This is a genomic window from Staphylococcus sp. HMSC067F07 (assembly GCF_001837405.1).
Lineage (GTDB): Bacteria > Bacillota > Bacilli > Staphylococcales > Staphylococcaceae > Staphylococcus > Staphylococcus capitis.
In genome coordinates this window covers 587,595-603,506 of sequence record NZ_KV832234.1, presented here as the reverse complement: position 1 = coordinate 603,506, position 15,912 = coordinate 587,595, and the positions used below count along the sequence as shown (strand labels likewise).

General features: G+C 31.2%; 17 protein-coding genes. 8 read left to right on the top strand and 9 right to left on the bottom strand.

The window, feature by feature from the left end; all coding sequences use genetic code 11:
- Window positions 1-7 precede the first annotated feature (7 nt).
- Both ureG and HMPREF2706_RS06120 read left to right on the top strand, forming a co-directional pair.
- Entirely contained in the window at window positions 8-622 is a 615-nt protein-coding gene (ureG, locus tag HMPREF2706_RS06125; protein WP_002453820.1) for an urease accessory protein UreG, read from the top strand.
- Window positions 622-1,458 carry an urease accessory protein UreD gene (locus HMPREF2706_RS06120; protein ID WP_070862259.1) on the top strand — a complete coding sequence of 279 codons (837 nt, stop codon included), beginning with the start codon at window positions 622-624 and terminating at the stop codon, window positions 1,456-1,458. Before ureG ends, HMPREF2706_RS06120 begins: the two co-directional genes overlap by 1 nt.
- 110 nt (window positions 1,459-1,568) lie before the next feature.
- Here HMPREF2706_RS06120 and HMPREF2706_RS06115 read toward each other — a convergent pair whose 3' ends face one another.
- The 4 genes from HMPREF2706_RS06115 to HMPREF2706_RS06100 form a co-directional block, all read right to left on the bottom strand.
- Complete coding sequence (locus tag HMPREF2706_RS06115; RefSeq protein WP_002432301.1) at window positions 1,569-1,910, bottom strand: SarA family transcriptional regulator; 342 nt, start codon at window positions 1,908-1,910, stop codon at window positions 1,569-1,571.
- 387 nt (window positions 1,911-2,297) lie between these two features.
- Window positions 2,298-2,621: a PH domain-containing protein gene (locus HMPREF2706_RS06110; protein ID WP_002432947.1), complete on the bottom strand. Its 324-nt coding sequence runs from the start codon at window positions 2,619-2,621 to the stop codon at window positions 2,298-2,300.
- 36 nt (window positions 2,622-2,657) lie between these two features.
- Complete coding sequence (locus tag HMPREF2706_RS06105; protein ID WP_070862258.1) at window positions 2,658-3,386, bottom strand: transcriptional regulator, SarA/Rot family; 729 nt, start codon at window positions 3,384-3,386, stop codon at window positions 2,658-2,660.
- A 35-nt stretch (window positions 3,387-3,421) separates the two neighbouring features.
- Entirely contained in the window at window positions 3,422-5,392 is a 1,971-nt protein-coding gene (locus tag HMPREF2706_RS06100; protein WP_070862257.1) for a helix-turn-helix transcriptional regulator, read from the bottom strand.
- A gap of 601 nt (window positions 5,393-5,993) precedes the next feature.
- Between HMPREF2706_RS06100 and HMPREF2706_RS06095 the strand changes: the two genes are divergently transcribed.
- On the top strand, window positions 5,994-6,704 hold the full coding sequence (locus HMPREF2706_RS06095) for a CHAP domain-containing protein (RefSeq protein ID WP_049428300.1): 711 nt from the start codon (window positions 5,994-5,996) through the stop codon (window positions 6,702-6,704).
- Between the two features lie 390 nt (window positions 6,705-7,094).
- Here the strand turns inward: HMPREF2706_RS06095 and nhaC are convergent, their stop codons facing one another.
- Window positions 7,095-8,492, bottom strand: a complete 1,398-nt coding sequence (gene nhaC, locus HMPREF2706_RS06090) for a Na+/H+ antiporter NhaC (protein ID WP_037550066.1) — start codon at window positions 8,490-8,492, stop codon at window positions 7,095-7,097.
- Window positions 8,493-8,557: 65 nt separating this feature from the next.
- Complete coding sequence (locus HMPREF2706_RS06085) at window positions 8,558-9,628, bottom strand: NAD/NADP octopine/nopaline dehydrogenase family protein (RefSeq protein ID WP_070597519.1); 1,071 nt, start codon at window positions 9,626-9,628, stop codon at window positions 8,558-8,560.
- Between the two features lie 351 nt (window positions 9,629-9,979).
- On the opposite strand from HMPREF2706_RS06085, the gene HMPREF2706_RS06080 reads away from it, so the two are divergent.
- From HMPREF2706_RS06080 to HMPREF2706_RS06060, 5 genes are all read left to right on the top strand, one after another.
- Complete coding sequence (locus tag HMPREF2706_RS06080) at window positions 9,980-10,540, top strand: DUF4870 domain-containing protein (RefSeq protein ID WP_049428303.1); 561 nt, start codon at window positions 9,980-9,982, stop codon at window positions 10,538-10,540.
- Window positions 10,541-10,867: 327 nt separating this feature from the next.
- A complete protein-coding gene (locus HMPREF2706_RS06075) occupies window positions 10,868-11,542 on the top strand; it encodes a CHAP domain-containing protein (RefSeq protein WP_070862256.1) in 675 nt (224 codons plus the stop codon).
- A gap of 190 nt (window positions 11,543-11,732) precedes the next feature.
- Window positions 11,733-12,062 carry a DMT family transporter gene (locus HMPREF2706_RS06070; protein ID WP_002432921.1) on the top strand — a complete coding sequence of 110 codons (330 nt, stop codon included), beginning with the start codon at window positions 11,733-11,735 and terminating at the stop codon, window positions 12,060-12,062.
- Window positions 12,063-12,064: 2 nt separating this feature from the next.
- On the top strand, window positions 12,065-12,379 hold the full coding sequence (locus HMPREF2706_RS06065) for a DMT family transporter (RefSeq protein WP_002432642.1): 315 nt from the start codon (window positions 12,065-12,067) through the stop codon (window positions 12,377-12,379).
- Between the two features lie 138 nt (window positions 12,380-12,517).
- Window positions 12,518-13,477, top strand: coding sequence for a 2-hydroxyacid dehydrogenase family protein (locus HMPREF2706_RS06060; protein ID WP_070597517.1), 960 nt, complete (start codon window positions 12,518-12,520; stop codon window positions 13,475-13,477).
- A gap of 61 nt (window positions 13,478-13,538) precedes the next feature.
- Here the strand turns inward: HMPREF2706_RS06060 and HMPREF2706_RS06055 are convergent, their stop codons facing one another.
- The 3 genes from HMPREF2706_RS06055 to HMPREF2706_RS06045 form a co-directional block, all read right to left on the bottom strand.
- Window positions 13,539-14,663 carry an FAD-dependent monooxygenase gene (locus HMPREF2706_RS06055; RefSeq protein ID WP_049428309.1) on the bottom strand — a complete coding sequence of 375 codons (1,125 nt, stop codon included), beginning with the start codon at window positions 14,661-14,663 and terminating at the stop codon, window positions 13,539-13,541.
- 143 nt (window positions 14,664-14,806) lie between these two features.
- Entirely contained in the window at window positions 14,807-15,580 is a 774-nt protein-coding gene (locus tag HMPREF2706_RS06050; protein ID WP_002432770.1) for an N-acetylglucosaminidase, read from the bottom strand.
- A gap of 21 nt (window positions 15,581-15,601) precedes the next feature.
- Window positions 15,602-15,823 carry a hypothetical protein gene (locus HMPREF2706_RS06045; protein WP_002443867.1) on the bottom strand — a complete coding sequence of 74 codons (222 nt, stop codon included), beginning with the start codon at window positions 15,821-15,823 and terminating at the stop codon, window positions 15,602-15,604.
- Between the last annotated feature and the right edge of the window lie 89 nt (window positions 15,824-15,912).

Sequence of the window (15,912 nt, the reverse complement as noted above, 5' to 3'; positions counted from 1 at the left end):
ATATTTTATGGCTGAACCAATTAGAATTGGAATTGGAGGACCTGTAGGTGCAGGTAAGACTCAATTAATAGAAAAAGTTGTTAAACGTCTATCTCAAGAAATGAGTATCGGTGTCATAACTAACGATATTTACACTAAAGAAGATGAAAAAATATTAGTCAATAGCGGTGTGCTACCTGAAGATAGAATTATCGGTGTAGAAACAGGTGGTTGCCCGCATACTGCAATCCGTGAAGATGCTTCTATGAACTTTGCTGCTATTGATGAATTATTAGAACGCAATGATGACATTGAACTCATTTTCATTGAATCTGGTGGCGATAATTTAGCAGCTACTTTTAGTCCTGAACTTGTAGACTTTTCAATTTATATTATTGATGTGGCTCAAGGTGAGAAAATTCCTCGCAAAGGCGGACAAGGAATGATTAAATCTGATTTCTTCATTATAAATAAAACAGATTTAGCTCCTTATGTTGGTGCTTCGTTAGAACAAATGGCAGAAGATACGAAAGTCTTTCGTCGTAACCGTCCTTTCGCTTTCACTAATTTGAAAACGGATGAAGGTCTAGATGAAGTGATTGAATGGATTGAGCGAGATACACTACTTAAAGGATTAGCTTAATGGCACAATCTAAATGGACAGGAGAACTCGACTTAACAGTCTTTAATAACGGGCATCGTTCCGTTGCTCGAAATATCTTTTTTGAGAAAGCACTGAAAGTCCTTCGTCCTGTGTATCTTAATCAATCTACAATTCCAACATTTTATATTGTTAACGTCGGTGGTGGCTATTTAGATGGAGATCGGTATCGTCTAAACATAAATCTTGAAGAAAACGCCCAAGTTACCTTGACATCCCAAGGCGCCACAAAAATATACAAGACACTAAATGATCGCGTAGAACAATATCAATCTTTTAATTTGGCGAATCACTCTTATATGGAATTTGTAGCCGATCCAATTATCGCTTATGAAAATGCAAAATTCTATCAACATAATACGTTTCGTTTAGAAGCTGAAAGTTCTATGTTTTACACAGATATTCTAACGCCTGGCTATTCTTCAGACGATCATGATTTCACTTATAAATATATGCACTTAATTAATGAAATTTACGTAGAAGACGAGTTAGTCACATATGATAATATGCTATTAAACCCTGAGAAAAATCAACTTAGTTCAATAGGCTATATGGAAGACTATACACATTTAGGCTCAGCTTATTTTATACATCCAAAAGTAAATCAGAATCTTATTGATGATATTTATAAACAAGTATCGTATTATGAAAATGAATTGAATTGTAGATTAGGCATTACACAGTTACCCACACACGGACTTGCAATACGTATTTTAGCGAATCGTACACAAACTATCGAAAAAATATTAACGAAAGTTCAATCATATATCGCTCAAGTACTTTATCAGCGCGAAATAGAATTTTTAAGAAAATATTAACTATTATTCACATTAAAAGACTAGGCATACTACTCCGATAGTAGACCTAGTCTTTTTTTAGAAATCTTCATCCTTAAAACACACATGAAACTTCAGTTCTCTAGTATTTTTTAAATATATTGTTCTAATTCAACAATTAATTTTTTAATTTTCTCTCGTTGCTCCGCTGTTACAAATACAATAACTGTTCTTTCATCATGCACGCTTCGTTTTTTTGATAATAAATTCAAGTCTTTTAATTTTTGTAATGCTTTAGTTAAATAATAAGGTTTAAATTCTGAACATGTAGCAATTTCTTTAGAAGAGATTTCGTTAGATTCACTTTTTAAAATGTGATTAAGAATATAAATTTCTTCATAATTTAAATTATATTGCTTTTTAGTATCTCTGAAAAACTTTTTTACTTGAAATGTAGCATTGACCAAATCATTGATATCTTTGATTTTTCCCATATTAAAACCACTCCTCTGATGCACATCTTGTTGTAGCAAGGTTCACATGTATTTTATCTAACCGAAAATTTCTCCGCCCATGTTACAAAATACATTTTAAACAAATAGGTATAAAAATTCAATATTTTTATTACTACAAAATGCATTTATAGATTTATTTCTTAACCTATACATTTATATAAGTGAATTTGATGTAATTAAAAATTATAATTCAATTTATATAACACTAATTGCATCATAGTAATTTTAAAATTTTATATAATTCCTATCAGTTTAATTAGCTTTATCGCATAGTCGTCAAGAGTGGTTTTTATTGTTTACTATTCTTTACTGTTCATAAGCATACCAATATTTTGGAGTATTAATGAATAACTTAGCATATACTAGTTATTGAATTTTCTGTTTAACATAATCTACAAATGCTTGAACATCTTCAGTTTTAATTTGTTTCATAGGCACTTTACCGATATTAAATTCAAACATAATATCTTTGCCATCAAATTCCACTTGATTTACTTCATCATATCTAATATTTCTATAATAGAATTGACCATTCATATCTACATTCATAATCAAACGTTCATTAGTAGCAATGAATGCACCTTCAAATTCACTTTGCCCCTGTACATTGTATTCAATGATACCTAATACAGAAGGTCCTTTCTTTTCAGTTGGGAACAAATCGTCCGGATTTACATTATCTAAAATCATTATCTATTCTCCTTACTTTATCAAATCAATTTTGTTTTATAGTCGTTCTATTCCCGTTTCCAAGCTATTGTAACATTCACTAATGGTTGATTTAATGTAGTCCACTTTTTCTTCATTAACACTTAAAACAATATTTCTCTCATCTTCAGTACTTCTACTTTTATTAATATATCCTTTGGCATACAATTTTTTGATAATAGGGCTGACTGTAACAACCCCTTTTAATAAATGAGCTTTAATATTTTTATAAGTGGATGGTTCATTACTAATAATCAGTAGCCCTAATATATATAATTCTTCTAAAGATAACTGGTCTTGAAACGGCACTTTTTCAATGCTTTCAAATTGGTCATGACAATTTAAATAATAAGGAAGTGCAGTATGTTGATTAATGTAAGCGATGGATTTAGATTTTAATTCTAAAAATGATTTAAAATCCTCAAACATAAGGGCTATTTTTTCATGTTGCACTGCTGATAGACAAATGATTAATCGTCGTTGATCAAGCGGATCACGTTTTTTAGTGAGCCAATTAAAATCATATAGTTGATTTATTAATTTAAGAAGATGGTTTTTTGAATAATTTCTATAAAAGATAATAGCATTCAAACTTAATCCTTCTTTATGTTTCTCAGTAAAATGGTATATGAATTGTAATAATTTTAATTGTTCCACCGTTAAATTATAGGAAACTCTCAAATATTTTATCGAAATGTGATCTAATACAAAGTGAGCTAGAAAACTTTTAATCTTCTGTTGATGCATATGATGACAATCCTCTCTTAGCAACCAACCACGCTCTACAATGAAATAAGAAATTTAATATGGGCAATACTATCTTTAGGAATTTCTATCGAAGATGTTGAAATTTCTTTGAAATTTAATTTTGCTAACCAATGGTGTTGATGATAAAGCATTAGATTGTCCAGACTATTGTTCTCACTTATCGCATACCTTTGAATATCGAAATACTCTACCTCTGCATGGTTGAGTTGTTTAATATCTGAAAAAATTAATCGATATTGATTCACATTCATCTTTGATTTGATATTTAAAAAATATGTAATTACTTGATACTCGTGTTTATATCGAGTCATTACCATCTGGTTATTTCTATAAACTATTTCGCCTCTCAGTTGGTTTAACATACTGATTACATAAGATACTAACTGGAATGCATTCGGCTCTTGTTGAGCTATATTAACTACCACATATTTTTCTAAATAAGGTAACGATAAACCACTCACTTTATCATATTGGTTCATTAATAATCTTATATAATCAATTGTTTGTATATTTAGTAGTTTTTCCTTATTTTTTATTAATTGGTCTACTTCAATAATTATTTTAGACTGATAAATATCGAGGTCCTCTAATAAGTTAATCGGTATCATTATTTTATCCACATCATTTACTATTCGCGCTAAACCTAACTCTTCATATTGGCCAGGTTTTACTCGATAAATCAATTGATAATCATCAAAATACTTATTAATAGATTGTTGTAACTGGTGGATTAAACTACACTTAACTTCTTCTATTAAAAACCCTAATTGAAAATGATTAAATTGACGCAAAAATATAAATAATACTTCCAATGCTTGATGAAATGACATTTTCTCTGATGAGTTAAATACATCTGGCCTTGAAGTTGATACTTTAAATATAGGATGCATATTTAAATCAGATATAAATTGAAGAAGTTGTAACAACTCTTTTATAAACGACTCTCTATCTTTAAATATATCTTTATAATTTAAATCTACTATATAATGTACATTTCCTTTATTGATATTTAGTGCTCTTTTCATGTTTAGAAATGAACATTGGTCAAAATAATTATTGTTAATATGTTCAATATAAAAGTCCGGTGATTGATATATATTGTTACTTTCTGCCACTTTAATTGTACGCTCTTCTATTTCAAGTGAAGTTTCTTCTCTGAATTCACTTAGAGACTTTAGAATATGTCGATTTAAATCAATTTCTTCAGATTTATTTTGGAAGATAGACGTTGCTATATAATCTCTTCTAATTAATTTAGGTGTGTTACCATAAGTATCTTTAAATAATTGTATAAATCGAGAATAATGGTGGAAGCCATGATCAATTGCTATCTCTTCTATAGGTCGACGTGTAGTTAAAATATCATTTAGACAAAACTTTAAACGTAGATGGTTAAGGTATTGGTTAAATGTTTGAAAGGGCGTTTCTTTAAACATACTTGTAAGTGTTTGATTAGATAACTGAACTGCATTAGCTAAGTCTTGCTTATTTATTTTATTTTCATGGTGATTAACTAAATATTCATGAACTTCTTCTGAAATGTACATTTTTTGATTAAATGGGTGGTCAGTATTCTCAAAATGACTTAGTTCAACAATTAAATACAGAATTAATTTATTGGCCTCTGTTTTGTAAGCTTTTTTTAGAGTATGTAATTCCAATAACTTTATTATCCAAAATTTAACTCTTTCTTGCTCATTTTTATTTATTTTTAGACCATTAGATAACATTGAGTTATTCGCAATTCTAAGATATGAATCATAAGGTATATCAATAACACAGCAAATTGAATCATTTTCACTTTTAAATGAGTATGTATCATTTAAAAGTACGAATGCAATTTCATCTTTAATTAATTCATACTTGTTCAAATTAATAGTTAACTCACTCTTACCTTGTAAACAATAGAATACTCTTACATTTAATGCTTTAGTTGTTTTAATAGCTAATTGATTAAAAACACGTATCGAATAATTCTCTCTCATATGTCTGCCTCACAATGTAGTATTGTGTTTTTGTTTATTAAAATTCTCCCCGATTGTTAAAAACTAAATTTAACTAGACAACATCTATATTTCATTCTTAATTATACAATCTTTAAATTTTTAGCTGTAGCAAATTAGATTAATATTATATCAATTTTCTTTTTAATTTAAATAGCTTTACCTAATATTTTTCGATTAATATCCTTAATAAATCTTTCAATATCCACACAAACGATTTATTGAACAGGCAAACATCATCTAGTTTATTCAATATATAATTCAATAAATATTTAAATACATTTGCTTTAAGAATTTTCTGTAAATTTACAGTGTTGTAACAACAAAATATGTTTTTTAATTCAAACAAAAATAAAATGCCGTCATAATCGTTTTCCAACAGATTCGACTAAAATGTTGGATTATAACAAACCGTGTAACAATATTAGCAAAAAATTACAAAACGTTAACAAGCCACACAAGCATACTTTTTTCTGATAAAGTATTGCTTGTCGTTAAAAAAGAACGAAAGAAATTAGTAACTCATTGGTCACATGACTATTAAATAAAAAAGATAATTTAATTCTCAGGAGGATATTTAACAATGAAAAAAATCGCTACAGCTACAATCGCAACTGCGGGAATCGCTACTTTCGCTTTTGCACACAACGATGCTCACGCAGCAGAACAAAATAATGGTGGTTATAATCCAAATGATCCAACTTCATATAGTTACTCATACACTATCGATCAACAAGGAGATTACCACTACACTTGGAAAGGTAACTGGAGCCCAAATCGTTTAAATTCTCATAACAATTATAGTTACAGTAACTACTCAAATAATAATTACAATAGCAGTAATTATAGTAATTCTAATAACCAAACTGGTGGCTTAGGTGCTAACTATTCTTCAACAAGTCGTAACGTACATGTAACAACAACTTCTGCTCCATCTTCAAATGGTGTGTCATTATCAAACGCATCTTCAGCAGGTGGTAACTTATATACTTCAGGTCAATGTACATACTATGTATATGATAAAGTTGGTGGAAAAATCGGCTCTACTTGGGGTAACGCTAATAACTGGGCAAACGCTGCCGCTTCAGCAGGATATACAGTAAATAACTCACCTTCACAAGGTGCGATTTTACAAACTTCACAAGGTGCATTTGGTCACGTTGCCTATGTTGAGAGTGTCAACAGCAATGGTTCAATTACTGTTTCAGAAATGAACTATGGCCACGGTGTAGGTGTTGTAACATCACGTACTATCTCAGCTAGTCAAGCTGCTTCTTATAATTATATTCACTAATAATGCAATTATATTTAATAACGTCAAGCATTCATTCCATTTTAGGTATGAATGCTTTTTTTATTCATTGAATGCCCTATCAATTTAAAAATAATTAAACATAAAAAAGGCCTATTACTTAGAAAGTAATAGGCTAAAAATAGTTTTTTCTAAAACAAATTCAAATGTTCTTGTTTAGTCTTTCTATATCATTTTAAAATTGATAATTAAGATGTATAAAAGAATTCGTTACATACAGTCAAGTATTTATTCCGCTACAAAATAAATACAATCACTATATAGAAGGATATTAATATGCTAAAACCAACACTAGATATAATCGCTACAAGTTATATCTATGTATATTGTTTCAACATATTTAGTATATTCCACTCTGTAAAAATATTAAACTTAACTTTTATTTAATTTCTTTATACCTATACCTGTAAAACCGTAAGTAATTGCTATTAGTGCACACAAGTAACAAGGTACTGTCCAAATAAAGAAATCTCCTACTGACACATTTAATTGGTGTGAATAATATATACCTGAAGTTCCCCATGGAATAAGTGGTAAAATCATAGTGCTTGAATCTTCAAGTGTTCGAGATAATACCGATCTTGATAAATTCATCTTTTCAAACATTTCTTTCATTAACACACCAACCATGATAATTACAATAGAAGCAACACCTGCTGCAAAAACAAGCATCAAACTACAAACCACTGTAATAAGTATAAGAGTTCCAACTGATTTTACACCTTTAGATACAGTATTTAACATGACATCTAAGCATCCTGCTTTTTCTACAATACCTGCAAAGGCATAGCCACAAAAAATAGTAACAATAATTTCTGTCATGCTCATCATACCACCTTGTTCTATTAAAGTGGTCACATTCTTAGATAAGTGTGATTGATTTACCATACTATGATTAAAACCTTCAAACATTGCTTTCAAACCATCAACTATATTGAAATGATTATTAAATGTCCCAACAATTAAAGCACTTAAACTAGAAATGAGCATGGATGGTACTGTAGAGACTCTTAAAAATAAACAAACCGCAATTACAACTAAAGGAATCCATACAATTAAATTAATGTTATAAACTTTATCTAACTCATGGAGTAATGTCTGTATTTGTTTAGGATTCGTATGACCTTTTGAATGCAATCCCGCAAAGAACCACACAATCATGCCAATGATGGATGCAGGAATTGTTGTCCACATCATTGATTTGATATGAGCAAAGATATTCACTTTAGTAACTAATGCGGCTAAATTAGTTGTATCTGATAAAGGCGACATTTTATCGCCAAACACTGCACCTGCAATAATTGCACCTGCAGCCATACCAGGCGCTACGCCTAACTGATTTGAAATTGAAATCAATGCTATACCTGCTGTGGATGCTGACCCCCAAGCTGTACCTGTAGCGACCGAAGTAATTGCACTGATGATAAATGCAGAAACTAAAAAATAACTCGGATTTAAGAACTTTAAGCCATAATAAATCAATGCTGGCACTGTTCCAGAAAACATCCAACTGCCAACTATAATCCCTACGGCTAAAATGATAAAAATAGCAGGCATAGCTGTAGTAAGCCTCTTAGTTATACCTTCTTCTAATTCTTCCCATCTTAACCCAACTCGATATGCAATAAATGCAGCATAAGCTGATGATATTAATAATAATATCTGAATAGGTATATTAAAGAAGATAAATCCTATTACTACCACTATTACCATAAATATAATCGTAGATAAGGACTCCAAAAATGTGGGTTTCCTGTACTTATGCGTCATATTAATTGCTCCCTTCAGCAGTTTTTTGATGCAAAACCTCTTTTCGTAAACTTGTGATTAAATTTTTATTCTAAATCTAATTTTTCTAATCCTAATTCTTCTATTGTCAACCCTTCTTCAAAGAAGTCTCGTTCGAGAATTGTTGATGCGATAACTATAACCGCATCAATATTAGGTGTTGGTACATCTATAACTCTCCCTAAACTAGACCATAAGACTAATCCATAAGCGATATCTTCAGTTAAATATCTATTTTCTACATGGTTAGGTCCCGGTATTTTAGAAAATACTGGACTCGTATTAAATAGACGATTTAAAGGTTCATCTTCATCTTGTCGTTCTAAATAACCTCTTTGAATACGAGATTCTTTTGCTGTAGATAACTCAAACCCTAATTTTCTCCCTAAATTCAATCGTTCAAGTTCAATCGCATGTAATAATCGAACTGTATGTTTAGTTATCCCTTCTTTATATAATGAGAAATTCTCAGCATAATCTATTCGACCTACGTTTAGTAAAGTAGGACCCGGGTGTACTTCTGGGTTACCATTCTCTAGATTTGTCTTTAACAGACTTTCCTCTTTAACTAGATATTCATAAATTTGTGATACTTTTTCGTAACTATCATTTAATTCACTTCTATCAAATGTTGAGAAAAATACTCTACGTACATTAAGTGATAAATCTACTCGCGCATTTTCAAAATCAACACGTGTACCATAAGTAAGCGTGTTGGCTTCAGCAAAATTAGGGTGTACATCAATGTGACGATCCTCTAAAACGTTCATAAAACGAATAGACCCCATAGAAGCAGCTATGTTGAAAAAGATAAGATGATTATCTGTCACAAAGTGAGACATGACTTTAGCATAATATTCAATAAAGGATGATGGAATAATGACTTGAACGATATCTGCATCTTCTAGAACATATTCAATATCATCACTAATATTTGTGAAAGGTATAAATTTTTCTTGTCCTTCATTATTAAAATCAAAACCGCCTTTTTCGAAAGCAGCATTAAATTTTTCAATTGACTCGTTACGACAATACAATCTTACGTCATGACCTTTGTCTACCATATCGACAGCCGCAGTTACTGCACCATTACCTGAACCTACAATAGCTATTTTCATAATTTTCCTTCTTTCTTCATTAAAATAGTTGCGTTCATGTTTGTTAATTTAAATAATCCAATAAAAAAGGAGTGGGTCTGAATTCATCAATCGTATAGGAAGAATTCTGCGGCCCGCCCCGCGATAACTATAAATAACGTGTTTAATAAGTATGAGTCAAAGCCATTCACTTACTCAAAAACATGACTTCTTCTGTATAATAACAATACTATATAACCGAATAAACCATTTTTTAAACTTATTCAATATTTGAAGTTGAAAATTTAAATTTATCATTTAATAATATATTCTATTTTGATATAGTAATAAGTGTATTATGTATATAAATAATAAATTCGGAGGCTATTCATTATGAATAATAGTGAAAATCATCGTTTTGATCATTCAGAAACAACTTCAGAAGGTCAAATGTCATCTCAAAACTTAAATAGTGAACGAAACCAATCTAATCAAAATAGTGATTACCAACAATATAATAGAAGCAATCAGTATACTTCACAAGAAAACAATCAAATCGCAAAAGATGAAGAGCAAGACGAGCGATTAATGTCAATGTTAATTTATCTATTAGGTTTATTTACAAGTTTTATTGGTCCACTTGTAATATGGTTAGTAAAACGAAAAGATTCTAAACTTATAGATACAGCTGGAAAGACATATCTAAATTACTACATTTCTTATTTTATATATTCTGTAGTTGCAGTGATTTTAGTCTATGGCTTTCTTTTCATATCAACCTTGAGTGATAATAATACAGGTATTCAAATTTTTGCATTAATTTGTATGTTAATTCTCACTCTTGCCTTACTTGTTTTATCAATTATTAGTATAGTATGTACTATTATTGGGTGCGTTAAGTATTTTTCAGGCAAAACCTATAAAATACCATTCAGCCTCCCTATCATAAAATAAAAGTTAGGTCTTATTTTATTACAATAACCTGTAACAAAAGCTTAAGTTTTTAAACAACAAAACCTATTTAATTTTAAGAACAGTGCTTCATTGAAGTTTTGTAACACACTGTAACCTTGACTAACGTTTATTACAACGATGGTCAAGGTTTTTTTAATTGGTTTACGAAAGCGTAACATCAATCACAAACATAAAATATTTTGTTAGAGTTGTTGTGTCGTCAAAGATGACGAATAAATAACATAAAATGATATATTCTTACTCATTGGTCGCTACACCTTTAAGATATATCATATTATTGTTTTATTTTTGGGAGGACTTTTAATTATGAAAAAATTAGTTACAATTACGACATTAACAGCAGGTATTGGTGCATCTTTATTTGGAACTACGACAAACGCACATGCTGCAGAAAATAGTCATGGTAATCAACAGTGGAATCAACATTCTCGCCATCCCATGAACAATGGTTTTCAAGAACATAATAATCACTTGAAGCATTTTAACTATCACCCACAACGTCCATTTAACTACTACAAGGATCAGCATAGCTTAAATCAAAATACACATACACACACTTTTAAAAATACAATTACAACATCATCTGACTTAAACTCCTCATCAAGCTCTAATTCAAGCAGTTCATCTACTACTTCAACTAAGATAACGTCTTCTTCAGGAAACTTATATACAGCTGGTCAATGTACTTGGTATGTTTATGATAAAGTTGGAGGTAAGATAGGTTCAACTTGGGGTAACGCAAATAACTGGGCAACATCAGCTCAATCAGCTGGTTATACTGTTAATCATACTCCAGAAAAAGGCTCAATTCTTCAATCATCTGCAGGTGCATATGGACATGTTGCTTATGTAGAGAGTGTTGGTAGTGATGGTTCAGTTACTGTATCAGAAATGAATTATAATGGTGGACCATACGTTGTAGATACACGTACAATCTCATCTAGTGAAGCAAGTTCTTACAATTACATTCACCTCGACTAAACACTATATTTACAACTATCTTATAGCTCTAACTCCCGTCAAAGTTGCGATTTATATCTAAGTAACTTGACGGGTTTTTAATTCAATATACTAAATTAATACTTAACTATTACGTCAATTTTTAAATATTGCTACACTATCACTTATTTGAGAAAATAGTGATATCACTTTAAATTGGAGGCAATTGATAATGCAATGGCTAAAGGTAATTATAGCTGGATTTGTAGAAATCATCTGGGTTACAGGATTAGATAATGCGCATTCTTTATTAAGTTGGGTTGTTACCCTCTTTTTTATTGCCCTCAGTTTCTATCTTGTCATTGATGCATCTAAGCATTTACCAGTAGGTACCGTTTATGCTTTTTTTGTAGGTATAGGTGCTGTAGGTACGGTACTTGTAGATATGATTTTCTTCAATCAACCCTTTACACCTACCAAGCTTATATTAATCATAATTCTTATTGCAGGTATTATAGGCTTAAAACTCACTACTAATGAAAATGAAGAAGGAGGTCAATAACGATGGCGTGGATTTTTCTTTTAATAGCCGGAAGCTTAGAAATACTCGGTGTGGTACTACTGAATGAATTATCACGTACACAAAATAAATTATTCATCATATTACTTGGCCTCGCCTTTATTTTAAGCTTTAGCACTTTAAAACTTGCCATGCATGAAATACCTATGGGCACAGCTTATGCTATTTGGACAGGTATAGGAACCGCAGGCGGTACCATTATCGGCATGTTATTTTATAAAGAATCGAAACACTTTAGTCGAATTATTTGCATTTTAATGATACTTGTAGCTGTAGTCGGATTACGTTTGATTGGCTAATTTATATAGTGAAATAGTTCATAAGAATCTTATATACTGCCATTAGCCAAGCTATTTTAATCTTAATGTGGTTGAACGCTTTCTATTGTTTGCGCTTTCTTCTTTTACTATACTATTAATAAAGAAGGAGTGATAATTATGGAAAAAGTATATATCGCAGGCGCAATTCCTGAAGTAGGATTAAACTTATTGAAAGAACATTTTGAAGTTGAGATGTACGATGGCGAGGGAATTATTGATAAAGAAACTTTAAAAGAAGGCGTTAAAGATGCCACTGCTTTAGTAAGTTTACTCTCTACTAATGTGGATAAAGACGTAATAGATAGCGGTAAAAATCTTAAAATTATTACTAACTATGGCGCTGGTTTCAATAATGTTGATGTCGATTATGCAAGGGAAAAAGATATCGATGTGACTAACACACCTAAAGCATCCACAAATGCAACTGCTGATTTAACAATTGGCTTGATACTTAGCGTTGCCCGTCGAATTGTCGAAGGTGATGAATTATCAAGAACTAAAGGCTTTGACGGCTGGGCGCCTCTATTTTTCCGTGGAAGAGAAGTTTCAGGCAAGACAATTGGAATTATTGGTTTAGGAGAAATTGGTGGTGCTGTTGCCAAACGTGCACGTGCATTTGATATGGATGTATTATATTCAGGCCCACACCGTAAAGAAGAAAAAGAAAGAGAAATCGGTGCTAAATATGTAGATTTAGATACTTTATTAGAGAATGCAGACTTCATTACTATTAATGCGGCTTATAATCCTGACCTTCATCATTTAATTGATAGTGAACAATTTAAACAGATGAAATCCACAGCATATCTAGTTAACGCTGGTCGAGGACCTATCGTCAATGAACAAGCACTTGTACAAGCGCTTGAAAATAAAGAAATCGAAGGCGCTGCCCTAGATGTATATGAGTTCGAACCTGAGATAACAGATGAGCTCAAATCGTTTAAAAATATTGTTCTTACACCACATATCGGTAATGCGACATATGAAGCTAGAGATATGATGGCTAAAATCGTTGCAAATGATGCAATTAAAAAATTAAATGGTGAAGAACCACAATTCGTCGTAAATCGTAAATAATTTATCACTCTAAACGTACAAAAGGTGAGCGGAACATTTAATGTCGTCCGCTCACCTTTAATTATTTTTCTTTTGATTTATATAAAAATGTTGCTTGTGATGATGCATAAGCGTTAGGCATCATTTTCATAATTGAATTGCGTATGTTCACAATTAATTTATTACGTTTCTGTGCAACCTTTCCAATTTTTCTTGATCGCTTAATTACCTTGGCAGTGTGCTTAACACGTAATTTATCATATCGTTCAAGTGCTTTATCGAAATCATAAGCTTCCAAGCAATTGACTAAAACGATTGCATCTTCCATCGCTTGTCCAGCACCTTGCCCCATATTTGGTGAAGTAGCATGGGCAGCATCTCCTAATAAAATTGTTCTTCCATATACAAAGGTTCTTAAAGGTTTCATATCATAAATGTCATTTAATAATATGCCCGTCTCACTTTGCTTATCAAGTATTTGTCGTACTTCATTTGGAAAATGATTAAAATATGCTTGTAAATGCGGTTTACCAAATGTTTGATATTTAGGATCCCTTTCTTTAGCTGGAACCGTAATGAACCAATAAGCTTGGTTATTTAATAATGGAACAACACCAACTCTTCCCTTTGCACCCCAATATTCATTAGCTACATGTTCATTTTTAAGATTGACATCATCAACAATCCCTCTAAAGCAAGTATAGCCCTGATAAATCAACTTGGTAGAGGCACCAACAGCTTCCCTTACATTTGAGTGAATGCCATCTGCTCCGATACACAAATCAAATGCTTCACTTTCTTGTGTTGAAAAGTGAACTGTTACTTTAGAATTTGTTTGTTCTAAACCAGTCACTAAATGATTAGTATATATTGAAGAAGACTTAACATATGATTGAATAATATCTATTAAAGTTTGTCGCGCTAGCGTTACATTTAAAGTATTATTTTTTAATTTAGCGGACACTAATTCGCGCCCACGTTCATCATATACATTCATAGCTGTTAGATTTTGACCAGCGTTTTTAATGCCCTTTTGAAGATCATGATTACCCAATTTTTTTAGTACATTATCCCCTATTCCTATCCCTGCACTTACTTCACTAATTGAATTATTCTTCTCGAAAATTTTCACTTCATGACCTTGCTCTTCTAATAATGCAGCGACAGTCAAACCACCAATTCCTGCGCCTACAATTGCAACTTTCATTGTTTTTACACCTCAAATTTATCATTCGTTAATATTTTATCATATGTTTAGTTGTTTAAAAGTTTGTCGTCACACTTTTAATGGTAAATTTTACATATCTAAATAAGGTTAGCGACATTGATGACCATGTGCTAACCTCATTGCTATCTATAGTATTTTTTTCGTATATTTTCTTTTTTAATACCAAAGTTGTCATAATATTTTTTCATCATATCAGCAATATTGTCTACCCACTTAATATCACTCGCATATTGGTGTTGCCCAGGATTCTGTGGATTCCAACGCATTTGATATAAATTAAGTTGATTATTTTCAAAATAATGATTACGTACGAAAGATGCGCCACCCATAATTGCTTTACTAGGTGTAGTCCAGGATTGTTGTTTAGCATAGCTTTTACCAGTATGGACAGCATTTTCATCGAAAGCGCCAATTCCATAAAAGTTGTAGTATCTATGACTTCCATCCTTAACGCCTTTAGCAAGTTCTGATTTCCCGTTCCCAGTTTCTACTAATGCATGACTTATTAAGTAAATAATATTAACTTCATATTTATCTTGAGCTTTTATAAAGGTATGGCCTTGATCTTCAAGAATACCTTTACCTTTTAAAATATGATTGACTTCTGATTCAGACATAGGCACTTTTTCAGAAATATCCATATATTTCAACGGATTGTCTCCATGGCTAATACTCATGGCTTGTTCAACATCTTTTTCTTTCGCATTGACAAACTTTCCATCTCTCTCTTTAGTATTTAGCGTACCTTCACCTATCTGTCTTTCTACAGCTTCATTGAAAGTATATTTGATATCATTTTTGAAAAGATTAGTATCAAAAATGAGGAATAGAATTCCAAATATTACTAAAATAGCTATTATTAAGATTGTCGTTATACGAAATCTAGTATTCTTCATTGTTATCTAACTCCCAAAGCTTTATTTTGATAAAACGAAATATGCGATAACAATTGCAATGACAACAATAAAGAATGATACATTGATTGCAATCTTCATACCTGTGCGATCTCTAAACATGACATTAAATATGACTAGACTAATAGCTAAAGATACTGCGAAGAATGCTATTGCAAGCATAAGTTTTAGCATAATTAGAAATACAATACCAATAACTAATAAGACATTGGAAGTGATTGCCATGGCTTTCAAAATATTAGGATTGATACGACTTCACTCCTTTATTTAAACTTTTCAATATACATTTCATCATACATGAAAATTTATAGATA

Bases quoted from the DNA above. Each gene is read 5' to 3' on its own strand.
- ureG (WP_002453820.1), top strand. From the start codon at position 8: ATGGCTGAACCAATTAGAATTGGAATTGGAGGACCTGTAGGTGCAGGT.
- HMPREF2706_RS06120 (WP_070862259.1), top strand. From the start codon at position 622: ATGGCACAATCTAAATGGACAGGAGAACTCGACTTAACAGTCTTTAAT.
- HMPREF2706_RS06115 (WP_002432301.1), bottom strand. From the start codon at position 1,910: ATGGGAAAAATCAAAGATATCAATGATTTGGTCAATGCTACATTTCAA.
- HMPREF2706_RS06110 (WP_002432947.1), bottom strand. From the start codon at position 2,621: ATGATTTTAGATAATGTAAATCCGGACGATTTGTTCCCAACTGAAAAG.
- HMPREF2706_RS06105 (WP_070862258.1), bottom strand. From the start codon at position 3,386: ATGCATCAACAGAAGATTAAAAGTTTTCTAGCTCACTTTGTATTAGAT.
- HMPREF2706_RS06100 (WP_070862257.1), bottom strand. From the start codon at position 5,392: ATGAGAGAGAATTATTCGATACGTGTTTTTAATCAATTAGCTATTAAA.
- HMPREF2706_RS06095 (WP_049428300.1), top strand. From the start codon at position 5,994: ATGAAAAAAATCGCTACAGCTACAATCGCAACTGCGGGAATCGCTACT.
- nhaC (WP_037550066.1), bottom strand. From the start codon at position 8,492: ATGACGCATAAGTACAGGAAACCCACATTTTTGGAGTCCTTATCTACG.
- HMPREF2706_RS06085 (WP_070597519.1), bottom strand. From the start codon at position 9,628: ATGAAAATAGCTATTGTAGGTTCAGGTAATGGTGCAGTAACTGCGGCT.
- HMPREF2706_RS06080 (WP_049428303.1), top strand. From the start codon at position 9,980: ATGAATAATAGTGAAAATCATCGTTTTGATCATTCAGAAACAACTTCA.
- HMPREF2706_RS06075 (WP_070862256.1), top strand. From the start codon at position 10,868: ATGAAAAAATTAGTTACAATTACGACATTAACAGCAGGTATTGGTGCA.
- HMPREF2706_RS06070 (WP_002432921.1), top strand. From the start codon at position 11,733: ATGCAATGGCTAAAGGTAATTATAGCTGGATTTGTAGAAATCATCTGG.
- HMPREF2706_RS06065 (WP_002432642.1), top strand. From the start codon at position 12,065: ATGGCGTGGATTTTTCTTTTAATAGCCGGAAGCTTAGAAATACTCGGT.
- HMPREF2706_RS06060 (WP_070597517.1), top strand. From the start codon at position 12,518: ATGGAAAAAGTATATATCGCAGGCGCAATTCCTGAAGTAGGATTAAAC.
- HMPREF2706_RS06055 (WP_049428309.1), bottom strand. From the start codon at position 14,663: ATGAAAGTTGCAATTGTAGGCGCAGGAATTGGTGGTTTGACTGTCGCT.
- HMPREF2706_RS06050 (WP_002432770.1), bottom strand. From the start codon at position 15,580: ATGAAGAATACTAGATTTCGTATAACGACAATCTTAATAATAGCTATT.
- HMPREF2706_RS06045 (WP_002443867.1), bottom strand. From the start codon at position 15,823: ATGGCAATCACTTCCAATGTCTTATTAGTTATTGGTATTGTATTTCTA.